The following is a 17,705-nucleotide window of genomic DNA, read 5'->3' on the forward strand; positions in this document are numbered from 1 at the left end:
TTGAACAACACGTATATGCTCACACTCGCGTCGGATCCCAGTAACATCACGCAGATCGAACGCCTGGTCGACCAGATAACCAACCGGTTTAAACTGGACCAGGAGAAGCACGATAATTTGCTGATCAGTCTCACGGAAGCCGTGACCAACGCGATCATCCACGGCAACAAGCAGGACCGGTCGAAGACCGTCAGCATCGATCTCAACCAGGTCACCGACGGTCTGGCGATCCGGGTATCCGACCAGGGCGGCGGATTCAACTACAACAGCCTGCCCGATCCCACCTGTCCGGAGCGTATCTGCGAATGCGGTGGCCGGGGCGTCTTCCTGATGCACCAGCTGTGCGACAAAATGCGCTACTTCAACGGCGGTTCCACGGTCGAGATGCAGTTTCGGCTCTGAATTACGTGTCGCCCATTGCATTCCACGAGGAGGGGGGCTCCCTGCCCGGAGCTTCCCACGCCATGCTGGTCGACTGGATCAGCGGCATCATTACCGCCCGCGGGGGCCACTGCGGGGACATCAATTATATTTTCTGCTCGGACGATTACCTGCACCAGATCAACCTGGAGTACCTGCAGCACGATACCCTGACCGACATCATCACGTTTCCCTACACCGACTTTCCGGAAATTTCCGGTGACCTGTACATCTCTACGGAGCGCGTAGCGGAAAACGCCGAGGCATTCGGGGAAACCTATACGGATGAGTTACACCGTGTCATGATTCACGGTATCCTGCACCTGTGCGGGCAGGGGGACAAGTCCGCAACCGAGACCGAAGCGATGCGCACCCTCGAGCAGTGGGCACTGAGCCGGCGTCCGCCCGGCCTCGAGGATGCCGCCCGTCCATCGTAAAACGGCCACGCAAAGGACCGGGGCCGGGGGCAATAAGCCACCGAAATGAGGCATCTTTGGGGGTCAATTAGCCATACTGCAGATGAAAGTGCTCAAATTCGGAGGTTCTTCCGTTGCCGAACCCGAACGGATCCGGGGCATCGTCGATATTCTCAAAGATTACTACGCGTCCGGTGACCATTTCACGGTGGTGTTCTCCGCCTTCGGTGGCGTAACCGACGGACTGATCGAGATGAGCGAGTTGGCGGCACGGGGCGACGACCGGTACGGGCAACTGTTCCAGGCCTTCGCCGAGCGGCACCAGCGGGCCATTCGCGAGCTGCTTACCGACAGCAAACTGCAGCAGGAAACGGCCCATCAGATGCGGCGGAGCCACGAAGTGCTGAAGAACCTGCTCTACGGCGTCTTCCTGGTACGGGAGGCATCCCCGCGGACGATGGACTACGTGCTCAGCTTTGGAGAACGGTCCTCCTCCTACATCATCAGTCAGGCCCTGCAGCAGGCCGGTGTGCCCGCCGAATTCCTCGACGCCCGCCGGGTGATCAAGACCGACAAGACGTTCGGGAATGCCAAAGTATCCTTCGACAAGACCTACGCAAAAATTAAGGAATACTACCTGGAACACCCTAAGGTTCAGGTAGTTACGGGGTTTATAGCTTCGGCAAAGGGCGGCCTCACTACCACCCTTGGCAGGGGTGGTTCCGACTACACCGCCTCGCTGTTGGCTGCCGGACTCGACGCGGACGCGATCGAAATCTGGACCGATGTCAGCGGCGTACTTACGGCCGATCCCCGGCGGGTCAAGAAGGCGTTTACTATTCCCAAGATGACCTACGCCGAAGCGATGGAAATGTCGCACTTCGGTGCCAAGGTGATCTACCCCCCTACCCTCATGCCGGCGCTGCAGCGGCGTATTCCCCTATTCATCAAGAACACCTTTCAACCCGATTTTCCCGGTACCCGGGTGAGCGAGGAAAGTGACCCCAACGGGGCCGCCGTGCGGGGCATCAGTTCGATCAACAACGTGGCGCTGTGTACGGTATCCGGGACCGGCATGTTCGGAGTGCCGGGCATTGCCGCCCGCATCTTTGGCTCCCTTGCCTCGGCGGGCATCAACGTCATCCTGATCACCCAGGGGTCCAGCGAGCACGCGATCAGTTTCGCGGTGCAACCTACCGCCGCGGACCGCGCGCGGGAGGCCGTGGAGGACGCCTTTGCCTTCGAGATCGAGCGGGGTGTGGTGAATGAGGTGAAAGTAGAGCGTGACCTTTGCGTAGTTGCCATCATCGGCGAAAACATGCGCTACCAGCCCGGTATTTCCGGTCGTCTGTTCCGTGCCCTCGGTAAGAACGGGATCAACGCCGTGGCTATCGCCCAGGGGTCCAGCGAGCTGAACGTCTCCGTAGTAATCAGCCGGGAAGACGAAACCAAGGCGCTGAACGCCCTCCACGAATCTTTTTTCCTTTCCGATTACAAAACCCTGCACCTCTTCATGGTGGGCGTGGGCCTGATCGGGGGCACCTTGCTGCGGCAGATAGAACAGCAGAATGAGTACCTCCGTGAGCGGCGGGGAATGGAACTGAAGGTGGTCGGGCTGGCCAATTCTAAGAAGATGGTCTTCGACGCGGATGGTATCGACCTGACCCACTGGAAACGCTCCCTGACCGAAGCCGAGCACGCCATCGATCTGGCCGTCTTCGTAGGCCGCATGCGGGACCTCAATATGAGCAACAGCATCTTCGTGGACAACACGGCCGACAGCCGCATTGCCTCCTTTTACGAAACCATTCTGGACGAGAGCATCAGTATCTCCACCCCTAACAAGATCGCTACTTCTTCCGACTACACCCAGTACGAGCGCCTGAAGAATGTAGCCGATAAGCGTGGGGTACAGTTCCGCTACGAAACCAATGTGGGGGCTGGCCTGCCCGTTATCTCTACCCTGCGTGACCTGATCGATAGCGGCGATCGCATCAACAAGATCGAGGGGGTACTCAGCGGCTCGCTCAGCTATATATTCAATAATCTCGATGGCTCGCGCCCCTTCCACGAAATCGTGCGGGAAGCCAAGCAAAAGGGGTTTACGGAACCTGACCCCCGCATCGACCTGTCCGGAAAGGACGTCGCCCGGAAGATCCTCATCCTGGCCCGGGAAACCGGTGTCGCGCTGAACGCGGAGGATGTAGAGGTAAATGGTTTCCTGCCAGACGGTGCCATGGAGGCCCATTCGGTGGAGGAGTTCTTTACCGTACTTGAAGCCAATGCGGACTACTTCGAGTCCCTCCGACAATCAGCCGCCGACGATGGTAAACTGTTGCGCATGATCGCTACCCTGGACGGGGAGCGCGCCACCGTGGGCATGCAGGCCGTAGGTGGGGACAATCCCTTCTATACCCTGAGCGGTAGCGATAACATGATCGTCTTCACCACCGACCGGTACAGCGTACGCCCCCTGGTCGTTCGCGGACCGGGTGCCGGAGCCGAGGTGACCGCGGCGGGCGTCTTTGCCGAGATCATCCAGATCGGTACCTCCCTAAGCTAGTCGCCATGAAAGAAGTTCGCGTATTCGCACCGGCCACCGTGGCCAACGTAGCCGTGGGGTTTGACATATTAGGCTTCGCGATCGATCGTCCGGGTGACGAGATCGTAGCCCGGCTCAATCCCTCCTTCACCGGGATCCGGATTACCGACATTACCGGTACGGCAGATAAGATCTTACCCCGGGAAACGGAAAAGAACACGGCCGGGGTAGCCGCCCAACGGCTGCTCGAACACCTGGGGCGTGGTGGGGATACGGGCATCGAGCTCGAAATCCACAAGCGGATGCCCTTCGGTTCGGGTCTCGGTTCGTCGGCCGCCTCCGCGGCGGGAGCCGCGGTGGCGGTCAATGAGCTATTGGGCGCTCCCCTTACCCGCGAAGCCCTGCTCTACTTCACGGTACTCGGCGAGGAAGTAGCCGATGGAAGCTTTCACGCCGATAACGTGGCCCCTTGCCTGGTAGGTGGCATTACCCTGATCCGGTCGAATGAGTCGCTCGATGTACATCACTTACCCGTACCGGCCGGACTGCACATAGCAGTCGTACATCCGGAAATCGAGATACTCACCCGCGACGCCCGGGCCGTGCTTAGCAATCAGGTGCCGTTGGCCACCGCCATCCGGCAAATGGGAGGGCTGGCCAGCTTCATCACTGCCCTGTACACCAACGATATTTCTTTGCTCGGCCGTTCGCTGCGCGACCACATGGTAGAGCCACAGCGTAAACAACTCATCACCGGCTTTGACGACGTGCAGGCCGCGGCGCTGGAGCGGGGGGCACTGGGGTGCAGCATCAGCGGCGCGGGGCCCAGTATGTTTGCGGTCTGCGACAGCGGGTACCTGGCCCAGGCTGCCGGGCAGGGTATGCAAGCCGCCTTTCAGCGCCACGGCATCGACAGTCAACTCTACGTCTCCCCCATCAACCAGCGGGGTGTGGAGGTGATTTCCGTCACCGAGTAGCCGGTCCGGCATAAACCAAACGATAGCCATGAAATTTTACAGCACTAACGATCCCGATCACCGCGTGGACGTAAAGGAGGCCATCTTCCGGGGACTTCCCGCGGATAATGGCCTCTATATGCCGGAACGGATCGTCCCCCTACCCGATGCCTTCATCGATCAGTTGCAGAACTTGAGCTTTGAAGAGATCGGATTTGTAATCAGCCGGCAATTGCTTGGAGACGAGATCCCGGACGAAGATCTTCGTCGGATCGTGCGGGAGACCGTCAATTTTCCCGCTCCGGTGGTCGAGTTGGACGCACAGACTTACGTGCTGGAGCTGTTTCATGGCCCTTCTTTGGCCTTCAAGGATTTCGGTGCACGCTTTATGGCGCGCCTGATGCACCACTACAACGACGATACACGGGAGCTCACCATCCTTGTAGCCACCTCCGGGGATACTGGCGGTGCGGTGGCGGCCGGCTTCTACGATACGCCGGGCATCCAGGTGGTCATCCTGTACCCGAAGGGGAAGGTCAGCGACCTGCAGGAAAAGCAACTGACCACCCTGGGCAAGAATATCCATGCTATTGAAGTTGATGGCACCTTTGATGACTGCCAGGCACTCGTCAAGCAGGCCTTTCTGGATGCCGACCTGCGCGAGCAACGCCGCCTGAGTTCGGCCAATAGCATCAATATATCCCGCCTCATTCCGCAGACCTTTTACTATTTCGAGGCCTACAAGCAACTACAGGCGACCGGCGATCCGGTAGTATTCTGCGTCCCCAGTGGCAATTTTGGTAACCTCACCGCCGGACTGATTGCCCACCGCCTGGGTCTGCCAGTACACCACTTCATTGCGGCGACGAATGCAAACGACGTGGTGCCCCGCTTCTTGGAGAACGGGGAGTACCGTACCGCTCCCTCCGTGGCTACCCTATCCAACGCCATGGACGTAGGTTCTCCCAGTAACTTTGCCCGGATGGCCAACCTATTCGGTCAGCTGATGGGCAAGGACCATCCGATGCCCGAGGTACACAGCCGGCTCGGCCAGTTGGTCGCCGGATACGCCTTTGACGATGCATCTACGGAAGTAGCTGTTCGGGAAGTGAAGGAGAAATTCGGGTACGTTATCGACCCCCACGGAGCGGTCGGTTACCTGGCCCTGAAAGAATGGCAGCAAACCCACCCCGCTACCCGCGGTGTTATCCTGGAAACTGCTCACCCCAGCAAATTTCTGCCCGATATGCAACGCATATTAGAGGAGGAAATCACGGTTCCCGAACGCCTCGCTAGTCTTGCAGACAAGGAAAAGGTAGCTACGAAAATGGGCACTGACTACGCTACTTTTCGGGAGTACTTACTGAAATCCACGCTAGATACTTATTGATGTTCCACGTGGAACACTCCCCCTCTTTCAATCCACGGAAACCGGCAATTGTTCCACGTGGAACATCGTATGTCCAGTCTACCGCCCCTTATAAATGTAAGCTAACTGGCTGCCAACTGGCTTCGTAGTATTTCTAGTTGTCAGGGCAAGTAGTGCCGCCGTATATTGATACCTTAGCGAAACAAAAACTCAGCCAAATGAAACAGCTTCTATTGAGCGCATTAGTGCTCATCGGCGCGGCAGTATCTGCTCAGGTACCCGGAGAGAACCCGTTCAAGCAGTTAGAGAACGAACTCCCCACGCCCAATGTATACCGGAACGCGGCTGGTGCCCCCGGCCAAATGTACTGGCAGCAGAAAGCGGACTACGACATGGATATCCGGCTGGATGACGAGAACCAACGCATCTACGGTACCGAAACCATCACCTACCACAATAACTCTCCCGATCCCCTGGATTACCTCTGGGTACAATTGGACCAGAACGTGCGGGCTCTGGATTCAGACACCTACTCCACCTCCACCAGCCAGATGGGGGAGCAGATGTCGCTCGGACAACTTTCGCGGCTCGAGCCCTCTTTCGACGGTGGATTCAAGATCGACTACGTACGTGACGACAGTGGCAAGGATATGACCTACCACATCCAAAAGACCATGATGCGGGTGGAGCTACCCGAAACCCTGGCTCCCGGTGAGAGTACCGAGATGTCTATCAAATTTTGGTACAATATTAACAACCGGATGACCGACGGGGGCGGACGCTCGGGCTCGGAGTACTTTGAAGAGGACGACAACTTCCTGTACACCATCGCCCAGTTCTATCCCCGGATGGCCCTGTACAGCGATAACGTAGGCTGGCAGAACAAGCAGTTTCTGGGCCGTGGAGAGTTTACCCTCACCTTCGGCGACTACGACGTGAAGATCACCGTACCCGCTGATCACTTGGTGGCGGCCACCGGTACGCTGCAGAATGAATCCTCGGTGCTCACCCGCCAACAGCGGCAACGCCTTGAGGAGGCGCGCTCGGCCCGTGAGCAGCCCGTCATCATCGCTACCCAGGCCGAAGCGGTCGAGCGGGAAAAGACGAAAGTGAAAAAGGAACAGACCTGGCACTTCTCGGCGGAAAACGTCCGGGACTTCGCCTTCGCCAGTTCGCGCAAGTTCATCTGGGACGCTATGGGCGTCGAGCAGGAGGACGGCAGCGTCGTAATGGCCATGTCGATGTACCCCAAAGAAGGTAACCCGCTCTGGGAGCGCTTCTCGACCAAAGCAGTAGCCCACACCCTGAAGTGGTACACCCACTACACCTTTAACTACCCCTACCCCGTCGCGTGGTCGATCAACGCCGCCGATATCGGTATGGAGTACCCGATGATCTGCTTCAATTTCGGTCGCACGGAATCCGACGGTACCTACAGCGACCGCACCAAGTACGGCATGATCGGCGTAATCATTCATGAGGTAGGCCACAACTACTTCCCCATGATCGTCAACAGCGACGAGCGGCAGTGGACGTGGATGGACGAGGGGCTCAATACCTTCCTCCAGTACCTCACCGAGCAGCAGTGGGAGCGCGACTACCCCAGCCGCCGCGGCCCCGCCAATAAGATCGTGGACTACATGAAGGGAGATAAGCAGTACATCTCCCCCATCATGACCAACTCGGAATCCATATGGCAATTCGGTAACAACGCCTACGGTAAGCCGGCGACCGCCCTGAACATTCTCCGCGAGACGATCATGGGGCGCGAGCAGTTCGACTACGCCTTCAAGACCTACGCCAACCGCTGGAAATTCAAGCATCCCGCCCCGGCCGACCTTTTCCGTACCATGGAGGATGCTTCCGCCATCGACCTCGACTGGTTCTGGCGCGGCTGGTTCTTCACTACCGACAACGTCGACATCGCCCTCACCAACGTACGGGAGTTCCAGATCAACAGTATGGATCCGGTAGCGGAAAACGGTAAGCTGCGGCAGCAAGAGGAAGCCGCACCCCGCAACATCAGCAGCATCCGCAACGAAGAGGAGATCGTGAATACCTACGACGAGATCGATACTACTCTCCGCGACTTCTACACCGAGTACGACCCGCTGGAGGCCACCGTCATCGACCGCGACGAGTACCACCACTACCTGGAAGGACTCAGTGACGCCGAGCGTCAGGTCTTGCAGGCCGGTAAGTACTATTACGAGCTCACCTTCGAGAACATCGGTGGCCTGGTAATGCCCATCATCCTGGAATTCACCTTCACCGACGGAACCACAGAGGTACTGCGTATCCCGGCCGAGATCTGGCGGATGGGTACGGACGAGATCTCCAAGGTCTTCCCCTTCGAGAAGCAGGTGGAGTCCATCGTACTCGATCCCTTCCTCGAAACGGCGGATACCGATACCAGTAATAACTACTACCCCTCCAGGTCGGCCGTAAACCGCTTCGATCTGTACCAGTCACGCAGTCGGGGTGAAGGTGAAAACCCCATGCAGCGCAACCAGCGGGCGCAGCAGTCGGAAACGGGCTCGCGGCGCTAAGTGGCAAGTACCGACTACCACAACGCCGCTCTGACCGTCATCAGCGATGAGGTATCACCGGGTGCCCTGCGCTGGCGCAGTCCCTCTAACATTGCCCTCGTCAAGTACTGGGGGAAGCACGGGGACCAGCTGCCGCAGAACGCTTCGGTGAGCCTTACGCTGGACGGCGCCGCTACCGATACTACCCTATCCTACCTGGCCCGCCGCGACAGCGGATCGGGGGTGGCCGTCGAGCTCTACTTCGCCGGCGAACTCAATCCGGCCTTCACCGATCGCACCCGGAAGTACCTGGAAAGGTTACTGCCGGTCTACCCCTTTCTACGGCAACTCGCCCTTCGCATCGATACCGACAATACGTTTCCGCACTCGGCCGGTATCGCCAGTTCGGCATCGGGCATGAGCGCGTTGGCCCTGTGCCTGGTAAGCCTGGAGGAGCGACTGTTCAAGCCGCTGCCGGATCGTGCCTCCTTTTTCCGCAAGGCCAGCTACCTGTCGCGCCTGGGTTCGGGCAGCGCCTGCCGATCCGTCTACGGGGGGGCAGCGGTCTGGGGGAAAGTCGGGGATCTGGCAGGGAGTAGCGCGGAATATGCAGTTCCCTTCGCGGACGAATTACATCCCGTATTCCAGACTTACCACGACGATATACTCCTCGTATCGAAGACGGAGAAGTCGGTCAGTAGCCGGGCCGGTCACGGCCTCATGGAGCAGAATCCTTATGCCCCCGCCCGCTACGAACAGGCGGACCGGAGGACCCGGGAAATGCTCGCCATTCTGCGCCGCGGGGAACTCGAAAAATTTATGCAAGTAACTGAAAGTGAGTCACTTACGTTGCATGCACTGATGATGAGTAGCCAACCTTCGTACACCCTCATCGAGCCGAATACCCTGCACATTATTACGACGCTGCGGCAGTTTCGGAAAGAAACCGGCCATCCGGTCTGCTTCACGCTGGATGCGGGGCCGAACGTACACCTGCTGTATCCGGATGGTATCGCCACGGAGGTTCAGCGGTTCGTGCGGGATCACCTTTCCCCCTTCTGCGAAGACCGTGCCCACCTCGCCGACCGGGTGGGCAACGGGCCGGAACAATTAGTGCCCCAGGAAACGACGGGAGGCTAACCGGCGTTACCTAGGGTGATGCGTTACCTCAATCTTACCCTCGGTGCCTGTCTTCTCCTCTTCGTTTATGCCTGTCGGCTCAGTAGCCAGGACGTGCCGGAACGCCTGCGTACCGGCTACGCGCCCCTAGACGATCGTCTGTCGCGGATGGTGACCGCCGACTCCCTCAGCCTCAGCCCCGCGGAAGTCGCCGGCCTGGACGACCCCTTACTCCTCGACGCCCGGGAACCGGAGGAATATAATGTCAGCCATCTCCCCGGTGCGCGCAACATTGGCTACGACGACGCGAACTACGGGATGCTGGAAGGTGTACAGAAGGACCGCCCGGTGGTCGTGTACTGTACGATAGGTTACCGGAGCGAGCGGATGGCGGAGGAACTGCGCAGCCGTGGATTCGAACGGGTGTACAACCTGTACGGCAGCATTTACGCGTGGTCCCTGGCGGGCAAGCCGCTGGTGGACCGCAACGGCCCCACCGACCGCATTCACACCTACAACCGGAGTTGGGGAAGTTACTACCCCGACGGCCGGGCCGAGAAAGTCCATTAGACCATAGATACATGACCCTATATCAGCAAATTCAGGAGTGCGTCGCCTTCATCAAGCAGCGTGCCAAGACCGAGCCGCGTGTCGGCATCATCCTGGGTACCGGCCTCAGCAGCCTCGTCGACGAGATCGAGGTAGAGCGCGAATTCGTTTACGGCCTCCTCCCCTACTTCTCCGTTTCGACCGTGGCGACCCACCGTGGCAAGCTGGTCCTCGGCAAGCTGCGTGGCGTGCCCGTGGTGGCCATGGCCGGGCGCCTGCACTACTACGAGGGGTACAGCATGCAGCAGCTGACCTTCCCCGTGCGCGTGCTCAAGGCCCTCGGTATCGAGCACCTCCTGATCTCCAACGCCAGTGGCAGCGTCAATCCGGAGATCGAGGCGGGGGACGTGGTCTTTCTGCGCGACCACATCAACCTGCAGCCCGACAACCCGCTGCGCGGACACAACGACGACCGCCTGGGCCCCCGCTTCCCCGATATGCTGCACACCTACAACCGGGAGCTGAACGCCCGGGCGATAGAGCTGGCGGAAAAGCATGGCCTGCGCGCCCACGAGGGCGTATACCTGGCCCTTGCCGGCCCCAACCTGGAAACGCCCGCGGAGTACCGCATGGCCAACCTGATGGGTGCCGACCTGATCGGCATGTCGACCGTGCCCGAGGTACTCGTGGCACGCCACGCGGGCCTGCCGGTGTTTGTGGCGTCGGTGGTGAGCAACAAATGCTTCCCCATCGCCGAAATCCAGCCCACAACCGTCGAGGACGTCATCGCCACGGTACAGGCCGTAGAGCCCAAACTGCGTCTGCTCATCGGCGACATGGTGGAGGAGCTTACCCGCGAATAACTTACCGGCCGCCGGGGCGCAGGTGCGGGGTCAAGCCCCGGGAGCCAGTGTCCTCCGGCTTTGGAGCGCAACGTTGCACCTGCGTTCGCGCACCATTTCAAAAAAACCCTCTTACCGGGCAACTTACAAATGCAGTTGAGCCTTTAAAACAAGTTAACCCTGATCGAAACCCGAATGAACGGAGCCTTACGCGCCGCCTGGAAAAACCTGAGTGCCACCGACCGCGACGTAGCTACGGCGATGAGTATAGTGTATGAGGAACGCTCCGTCCTCGACCTGTCCCGCCTGCTAAACAAGATCGGTATGCCACCCCCGCCCGGGGAGTCCCGGTTTACCCACGCCGACACCGAATCCATCGTCCACCGCCTGCACGAGCAGGACATCCTCGTCAAGCAGAGTGACCACGGCTGGCGCATCAACCCCGTCTTCAGCGAGGCCATCATGCGGCAGGCCAGCCGGCGGCCGGACTTCACGATGCAGATCAACGAGATCCGCCGGGAACTCCCCTACAAGACCTACTGGCAGCCCAGCAGTCCCCACGCCCTCATGCGGGAGATCCGCATGGCCTTTTACCTGCAGAACGAAGCCGGTTTCGACCGCCTGCAGCGGGAAACCGAGAATTTCTACCCCGACCAGGCGCGTACCGGCGTCTTCATCGATCCCCTCTTCGCGGAATTCGACCCCCGCTGGGTGGAGAACCTCCTGCCCGCCTGGCAGGAGATCAACCTGCGCAACGCCTTCCGCCGCGCGCTGGTCCGCATGGACCCCCTGGACCCCCTCATCGAGTTCCTGGAACAGCACGAGAACATCCGCGAGCCCGACGCCGGGCCGTTGCGGGAATTGCTCGCCGAGGCCTTCGTACTACAGGGGGCCTGGAGTCGCCTGCAGCTGTGGGCCGACCTGGAAACCACGGAGTGGCGCAGCAGTGCCAACCACCTGATCTACCACGTACTGCGCGACGAGGACGACATCGCGGCGGACCTGATCGAGGACGTCCGCAAGGGCTACCGCCGGGAGTACGAAAACAAGTATCCCGCCCACCTGGCCGGCTACCTCTACCTGCTCTCCCTGCTGCGCAACGGCGGCGTGAAGAGCGCCGAGATCATCGGTCACCACCTCGATAACCTGGACCCGGTGCAGAACCTCCGGCTGGGGGGGACCTACCTCGTCTTCAAGGCCCTGCACGCTTACCTGCGCAACGACGAGGAGGCCCAGGCGGTGGCGCAACAGGGACTGGACCATATGGAGGCCAACGCCTTCGCCCGGACTTTCCACGCCCTGTTCCGGCTATGGACCGACAGCAGCACCAAGGATCCGTCCACGGCCTACATCCGGGAATTGGAGGAACTGCGCGAACGGGCCCAGGATACCGGCTACCAGTGGGTCGAAATGGAGATCACCCGCGTCCTCTCGCTGCGGCACCACGAGCAGGAGGCCCGCGAGGCCTACGCCAGCCGTGCCCAACAACTCAGCGACCAGCTGCGCATCTACTCCCTGGCCGACGCCATGCCGCGCATTGAGCCGTGGGAACGCGCCCTGGAAGTATTGGTGGGCATGGGCAGCCCCGACCGGAGCAACGACAAACGCAGCAAGAAAACGGGCCGCTTCGTGTGGTTCGTGGACTTCGAAAAGCGCGAGCTCGAACCCCGCGAGCAAACCCTAAGCAAGGGTGGAAACTGGTCGAAAGGCCGAAAAGTGGCGCTAAAACGGGTAAAACAGGGTGATGTAGAGGGGATGACCCCCCAGGACGTCTCGGTAGCCAAGGCCATCGAGGAGGACTACAGCCGCTACCACCCCAACGGGAGCTTCACCATCAACTACGAGGAGGCCTTGCTGGCACTGGTGGGGCACCCCCACCTCTACCTGAGCAAGAACTCGGCCATCGGCGTGGAGCTGGTGCGCCGCAATCCGCAACTGCTGATCGAGGAAACGAACAACCGCCTGCACCTGCGCTTTGCCCAGGACTTTACGGGTACCGGCGTGCAGGTGGTGAAGGAGACCCCCACCCGCTACCAGGTGATCGAGGTGAACGACGGCCACAACCAGATCCACCGGCAGATCGGCGACGGACTGGAGATTCCCAAACGCGCCCGCCACCGCCTCTTGGAGGTGGCCCGTAACCTGAGCAAGTTCACCGAGGTACAGAACACCCTGACGGGCGTCATCGACGACCTCGACGAAACGAAGGCCGACTCGCGCACCTACGTGCACCTGCTGCCGGTTGGCGAAACCTTCAAGGTGGAGTTCTTCGTGCGCCCACTGCCGGAGGAGGACCAGTATTTCAAGCCCGGCCGCGGCCGCAACAAGGTCATCAGCGACATCGACGGCTACCGCCGCCTCGCCGAGCGCGACCTCGCCCGCGAGATCGAACGGGCCGAAGGCGTGATCCTGGACTGCCCCACCCTGCAGAAGATCGTGCACCGCGACTACGAGTGGCAGGTCGACGAGGTGGAGGACTGCCTCAATATCCTGCTGGAGCTGCAGCCGCTGCGTGCCCTGGACCGCATCATCCTGGAGCACCCGCGGGGCGAGAAGATCAAGCTGATCGGCAGCGTGGACTTCGGCGACCTCAGTCTGGGCGTGAAGGAAGCGGCCGGCTGGTTTGACGTGGAGGGCACCCTGAGCGTCGACGACAACCAGGTGCTGAGCTTCCGCGACCTCATCGAGAAGGTGAGCCAGAACGAGCAGAGCAACTTCATCCAGCTCAGCGAGGGGCAGTACGTGGCCCTGACCGAGCAACTGCGCCGCAAGCTCCGCGAAATGGAGGGGCTGATGAACGAGAAATCCGGAAATCTACAACTGCACCCCCTGGCGACGGGCATCCTGGACGACGTAGCCGACCAGCTTGGGGCCTTCGAGGCCGACATCGCCTGGCGGGAGAGCCTGCAGCGCATCCAAAGCGTGAACCATACCATGGCGCGGGTACCCTCCACCTTCCGGGCGGAGCTGCGGCCGTACCAGCTGGACGGTTTCCGCTGGCTGATGCGACTCGCCGAATGGGGCGTAGGTGCGTGTCTGGCCGACGATATGGGCCTGGGTAAGACCATTCAGGCCCTGGCGATGCTGCAGGCCCGTGCCGAGGACGGACCGGCCCTCGTGATCGCTCCCGCCTCCGTAACCCGCAACTGGATGCGGGAGGCGGCCCGCTTCGCCCCTACCCTGAATCCGATCCTGCTCGTGGGCAGCGACCGGCAGGAGATCATCGACAACGTGGGGCCCTACGACCTGCTGATCGTGAGCTACGGCCTGCTGCCCTTCGAGGGGGAAGCGCTGGCCGGGAAGCACTTCGGGACCATCGTCCTGGATGAGGCGCAGGCCATCAAGAACCGGGGCACCAAGCGGAGTCAGATCGCGATGCAGCTGAAGGCCGACTTCCGCGTGGCGACCACCGGTACCCCGATCGAGAACCACCTGGGCGAACTCTGGAACCTGTTCACCTTCCTGAATCCGGGCCTTCTGGGCACCTTCCAGCGCTTCAATGAGAAGTATACCATACCGATCACCCGCAACAGCGACAACGAGCGCCGGCAGCAATTGCGGCGGCTGATCCAGCCGTTCATCCTGCGGCGCCGGAAAGAAGAAGTACTGGAGGAACTGCCGCCGAAGACGGAGATCACGCTCACCGTGGAGCTCTCGCCCCCGGAGCGTGCCTTCTACGAGGCCCTGCGTCAACACGCCCTGGAGAGTATCGACGACAGCGAGGGACCGAACCGCCGCTTCCAGATCCTGGCCGAGCTGATGAAGCTGCGGCAGGCCGCCTGCCACCCTAAACTCGTGAACCCGGACGTCGACATCTCCAGCAGCAAACTGGAGTTGTTGGCCGAAACGGTACAGGAATTGCGGGAGGGAGGACACAAGGCCCTGATCTTCAGTCAGTTCGTGCGCCACCTGAAGATTGTCGAGCAGTGGGCGATCGAAAACGACGTACCCTACCAGTACCTGGACGGCAGCACGCCCGGTCCGAAGCGCGACGAGGCCGTACAGGCCTTCCAGCGGGGCGAGGGCGATATCTTCCTCATCAGCCTGAAGGCCGGGGGCACCGGACTGACCCTGACCGCCGCCGACTACGTACTGCACCTGGACCCCTGGTGGAACCCCGCCGTGGAGGATCAGGCCAGCGACCGCGCCCACCGGATCGGGCAGCAGCGCCCCGTGACGGTGTACCGGCTCGTGTCCGAGAACACCATTGAGGAAAAAATCGTCAAATTACACGCCGAAAAGCGCGACCTGGCCGACAGCCTGCTCGCCGGAACCGAACAGAGCGGCAGCCTCAGCGCCGATGACCTACTAGACCTGATCAAGCATGGATAACCCGAACCTTCCCCCCAAACTCCACGTACACGCCACCGGCGAGGCCGTCGCCCGCGCGTTCGCCGACCACCTGGTGGAAAAGCTCGACGCGCAGGGGGAAGGCCCGCTGTTCTGGGCGCTCTCGGGCGGCTCTACCCCGAAACTCCTCTTCAAACTGCTGGCGGAGGAGTACCGGGAAAAGATTGACTGGAGCCGTCTTCACTTCTTCTGGGGCGACGAACGCCTGGTACCCTACGACGACCCCGAGAGCAACTACGGCGAGGTGAAGAGCCTGCTGTTCGATCACGTGCCCGTGGTCGAGGAACAGATCCACCCCGTGCCCGTGGACTTAGCGCCGGAAGCGGCCGCCGAGGCTTACGGGGCCACCATAGCCGAACTCCTGCCGCAGAACTCGGACGGCATGCCCATCTTCGACATCAATATGCTGGGCATGGGGGGCGACGGCCACACCGCCTCCATCTTCCCCGACCAGATGGACCTGCTGCACGACGACCGCATCTGCGCCGTGGCGAAGCACCCCGAGAGCGGGCAACTGCGGGTGACCCTCACCGGCCCCGTCATCAATGCCTCCGACGAGGTCGACTTTCTGGTGACGGGCAGCTCCAAGACCATCCGGGTCTCCCAGATCCTGAACAATACGCCACTGGCCGAGCAATTTCCCGCCGCCCACATCCGCCCGTCGTCCGGCAACCTGCACTGGTTCCTCGACAATGCCGCGGCGAGCGACGTGGGATACTAGCAAACAAGGGGTTATAAATTAGGATAATTTTAAATTTAGTGAATCCAATTCACGTCGTGTCTACGTAGGTAGGAATACAATTACCAACCACGACATGAACAGAACACTGAAATTCTTTCCCCTTATTGCCCTCCTGCTGGCCTTCACCGCCTGCGAAAAGGAGAGCTACTCCGTGCCCGCCGAAGAATCCGTCCAGTCCATGGACGCTACCCTCACCGGCGACGCCCACAAGCTCAAGGACCGCTACGTGGCCAACCTTGACATGCTCAACATGTCCGGCGTCAGCGGCATGGCCACCATCACCCTCGAAGACGGCATGATGACCGTCCACATCGAGGCTTCCGGTATGGTGCCCAACGTGGCCCACGTCCAGCACATCCACGGCTTCCCCGACAGCCCCCGCGCCGCTACCTGTCCGCCCCCCTCGGCCGATACCGACGGTGACGGCATGATCTCCGTACCGGAGGGTGCCCCCTTCTACGGTGCCATCCTGCTGCCCCTCACGGAATTCCCCGTGGCCGACGCAAACGGTAACATCGACTACACCAAAACCTTCGAGTACACCAGCGACCTCGGCCAGCTGCAGAAGCGCGAGATCGTACTGCACGGCGGCAACTTCATGGGCGAATACCTGCCCAGCATGCCCGTCGCCTGTGGCAAGATCCAGGTGAAGAAGTAAGCTAAACCCGGACCCGACCCTACACGCCGGCCGGCGGAACCCAGCGTTCCGTCGGCCGGCGTTGTTTTGTACATTTCCCTTACCTTTGCCATCCAAATTTTAGCCCCCATGACCTCACGCGAAGCCGTTTCCGCCACCGATCAGCCGCACACCACCACCAAGCGGTACTGGCTCTTCTTTCTCGTTTCGCTGGTGATCTTCTTCCTGATGCTGATCTTCATGAATCAGTGGTTCTGGGTGTCGATGCCGTTCATGCTGACCTTTTTGGTGATGGCCTTGGGGTATATGTAATCATTCGCCGCGGATTACGCAGAGGGTATTCGCGGAGTTAGCGCGGAATTATTCGCCTGCGACAGGATGATACAACCACTCCGGGTTGAGCAGGAAAAGGCGCACGGTGGCAATTTCCCCTGCGCGGAATGGCTCTTTACCAGGATCTAGACGGTTCAGCTTTACTTACCACATGTGAAGGCACTTCGCGTCAACTCCGCGAAACGCCTCCGCGTAATCCGCGGTGAAACTCAGTACTGCAGGTACATCACCTCCTTCTCCGCGAAGAACTCCTCCGCGAACCACTTATCGATCGGGTACTCTTCCACGTAGGCACCCTTGGGCAGCGTGGCGAGTTCGTCTTTCAGTCCCCTACCCTTCAGGGCCAGGATTCCGTTGGGCAGTCCGTGGCGCTGCTTATCGGCGATGAGGCGCAGGCTCCAGGCGGCCAGCTGGTCGATTTTGGCGACGGCGCGGGTGACCACGAAGTCGTAGGCGGGGCGCTTCAGTTCCTCGGCCCGCTTTTGCTCGGCGCGGCAGTTGGTCAGTCCGAGGGCGGAGATCACTTCCTGGCATACGCGGATCTTCTTGGCGGTACCGTCGATGAGGTGAAAATTGGCTTCCGGGAACATGATGGCCAGTGGTATGCCAGGAAAGCCGCCGCCCGTACCCAGATCCAGCACCTGCGTTCCCGCCCGAAACTGTACCACTTTAGCGATAGCCAGGGAGTGCAGCACGTGGTGCACGTAGAGGTTGTCGATGTCCTTGCGGCTGATGACGTTGATCTTGGCGTTCCAGTCGCGGTAGAGGTCATCCAGCGCCGCGAATCGCTCGCGTTGCTGCTCCGTCAGGTCCGGGAAGTACTCGGTAATGATCATAGTGAATTGCTGCTTCCGGCAGCGAAGTTAGAAGCTGTCTCCGACAGCGCAGTAAAACGCTGTTTC

The 17,705-nt window shown here is 60.5% G+C and carries 14 protein-coding genes; 13 read left to right on the forward strand and 1 reads right to left on the reverse strand.

What is annotated here, in order from left to right:
• Positions 1-15: 15 nt before the first annotated feature.
• The 13 genes from DQG19_RS11645 (at position 16) to DQG19_RS11705 (ending at position 16,782) form a co-directional block, all read left to right on the forward strand.
• On the forward strand, positions 16-402 hold the full coding sequence (locus DQG19_RS11645; protein ID WP_116126464.1) for an ATP-binding protein: 387 nt from the start codon (positions 16-18) through the stop codon (positions 400-402).
• 62 nt (positions 403-464) lie between these two features.
• Complete coding sequence (ybeY, locus tag DQG19_RS11650; RefSeq protein WP_116126423.1) at positions 465-857, forward strand: rRNA maturation RNase YbeY; 393 nt, start codon at positions 465-467, stop codon at positions 855-857.
• 82 nt (positions 858-939) lie between these two features.
• Positions 940-3,399 (forward strand): bifunctional aspartate kinase/homoserine dehydrogenase I, encoded by a 2,460-nt coding sequence (thrA, locus tag DQG19_RS11655; protein WP_116126424.1) that lies wholly within the window; start codon positions 940-942, stop codon positions 3,397-3,399.
• A 5-nt stretch (positions 3,400-3,404) separates the two neighbouring features.
• Complete coding sequence (locus DQG19_RS11660; protein WP_116126425.1) at positions 3,405-4,355, forward strand: homoserine kinase; 951 nt, start codon at positions 3,405-3,407, stop codon at positions 4,353-4,355.
• Positions 4,356-4,383: 28 nt separating this feature from the next.
• Positions 4,384-5,724, forward strand: coding sequence for a threonine synthase (thrC, locus tag DQG19_RS11665; RefSeq protein ID WP_116126426.1), 1,341 nt, complete (start codon positions 4,384-4,386; stop codon positions 5,722-5,724).
• Positions 5,725-5,921: 197 nt separating this feature from the next.
• Positions 5,922-8,252 (forward strand): M1 family metallopeptidase, encoded by a 2,331-nt coding sequence (locus DQG19_RS11670; protein WP_116126427.1) that lies wholly within the window; start codon positions 5,922-5,924, stop codon positions 8,250-8,252.
• Entirely contained in the window at positions 8,253-9,371 is a 1,119-nt protein-coding gene (locus DQG19_RS11675; RefSeq protein ID WP_157974467.1) for a diphosphomevalonate/mevalonate 3,5-bisphosphate decarboxylase family protein, read from the forward strand.
• An 18-nt stretch (positions 9,372-9,389) separates the two neighbouring features.
• On the forward strand, positions 9,390-9,920 hold the full coding sequence (locus DQG19_RS11680; RefSeq protein ID WP_116126428.1) for a rhodanese-like domain-containing protein: 531 nt from the start codon (positions 9,390-9,392) through the stop codon (positions 9,918-9,920).
• 11 nt (positions 9,921-9,931) lie between these two features.
• Positions 9,932-10,762: a purine-nucleoside phosphorylase gene (locus tag DQG19_RS11685; RefSeq protein ID WP_116126429.1), complete on the forward strand. Its 831-nt coding sequence runs from the start codon at positions 9,932-9,934 to the stop codon at positions 10,760-10,762.
• Positions 10,763-10,936: 174 nt separating this feature from the next.
• Complete coding sequence (locus tag DQG19_RS11690; RefSeq protein ID WP_116126430.1) at positions 10,937-15,073, forward strand: DEAD/DEAH box helicase; 4,137 nt, start codon at positions 10,937-10,939, stop codon at positions 15,071-15,073.
• Positions 15,066-15,812, forward strand: a complete 747-nt coding sequence (gene pgl, locus DQG19_RS11695) for a 6-phosphogluconolactonase (RefSeq protein WP_116126431.1) — start codon at positions 15,066-15,068, stop codon at positions 15,810-15,812. Before DQG19_RS11690 ends, pgl begins: the two co-directional genes overlap by 8 nt.
• 94 nt (positions 15,813-15,906) lie before the next feature.
• Entirely contained in the window at positions 15,907-16,491 is a 585-nt protein-coding gene (locus DQG19_RS11700; RefSeq protein WP_116126432.1) for a hypothetical protein, read from the forward strand.
• Positions 16,492-16,599: 108 nt separating this feature from the next.
• Complete coding sequence (locus DQG19_RS11705; RefSeq protein WP_116126433.1) at positions 16,600-16,782, forward strand: hypothetical protein; 183 nt, start codon at positions 16,600-16,602, stop codon at positions 16,780-16,782.
• 230 nt (positions 16,783-17,012) lie between these two features.
• Here the strand turns inward: DQG19_RS11705 and rsmG are convergent, their stop codons facing one another.
• Positions 17,013-17,639, reverse strand: coding sequence for a 16S rRNA (guanine(527)-N(7))-methyltransferase RsmG (gene rsmG, locus DQG19_RS11710; RefSeq protein WP_116126434.1), 627 nt, complete (start codon positions 17,637-17,639; stop codon positions 17,013-17,015).
• Between the last annotated feature and the right edge of the window lie 66 nt (positions 17,640-17,705).

This window comes from Lewinella sp. IMCC34183 (assembly GCF_003390915.1).
In the GTDB taxonomy this organism is placed as follows: Bacteria; Bacteroidota; Bacteroidia; order Chitinophagales; family Saprospiraceae; genus Neolewinella.

Excerpts from the sequence above, each read along its gene's own strand:
- DQG19_RS11645 (WP_116126464.1), top strand. The coding sequence starts at position 16 with ATGCTCACACTCGCGTCGGATCCCAGTAACATCACGCAGATCGAACGC.
- ybeY (WP_116126423.1), top strand. The coding sequence starts at position 465 with ATGCTGGTCGACTGGATCAGCGGCATCATTACCGCCCGCGGGGGCCAC.
- thrA (WP_116126424.1), top strand. The coding sequence starts at position 940 with ATGAAAGTGCTCAAATTCGGAGGTTCTTCCGTTGCCGAACCCGAACGG.
- DQG19_RS11660 (WP_116126425.1), top strand. The coding sequence starts at position 3,405 with ATGAAAGAAGTTCGCGTATTCGCACCGGCCACCGTGGCCAACGTAGCC.
- thrC (WP_116126426.1), top strand. The coding sequence starts at position 4,384 with ATGAAATTTTACAGCACTAACGATCCCGATCACCGCGTGGACGTAAAG.
- DQG19_RS11670 (WP_116126427.1), top strand. The coding sequence starts at position 5,922 with ATGAAACAGCTTCTATTGAGCGCATTAGTGCTCATCGGCGCGGCAGTA.
- DQG19_RS11680 (WP_116126428.1), top strand. The coding sequence starts at position 9,390 with ATGCGTTACCTCAATCTTACCCTCGGTGCCTGTCTTCTCCTCTTCGTT.
- DQG19_RS11685 (WP_116126429.1), top strand. The coding sequence starts at position 9,932 with ATGACCCTATATCAGCAAATTCAGGAGTGCGTCGCCTTCATCAAGCAG.
- DQG19_RS11690 (WP_116126430.1), top strand. The coding sequence starts at position 10,937 with ATGAACGGAGCCTTACGCGCCGCCTGGAAAAACCTGAGTGCCACCGAC.
- pgl (WP_116126431.1), top strand. The coding sequence starts at position 15,066 with ATGGATAACCCGAACCTTCCCCCCAAACTCCACGTACACGCCACCGGC.
- DQG19_RS11700 (WP_116126432.1), top strand. The coding sequence starts at position 15,907 with ATGAACAGAACACTGAAATTCTTTCCCCTTATTGCCCTCCTGCTGGCC.
- DQG19_RS11705 (WP_116126433.1), top strand. The coding sequence starts at position 16,600 with ATGACCTCACGCGAAGCCGTTTCCGCCACCGATCAGCCGCACACCACC.
- rsmG (WP_116126434.1), bottom strand. The coding sequence starts at position 17,639 with ATGATCATTACCGAGTACTTCCCGGACCTGACGGAGCAGCAACGCGAG.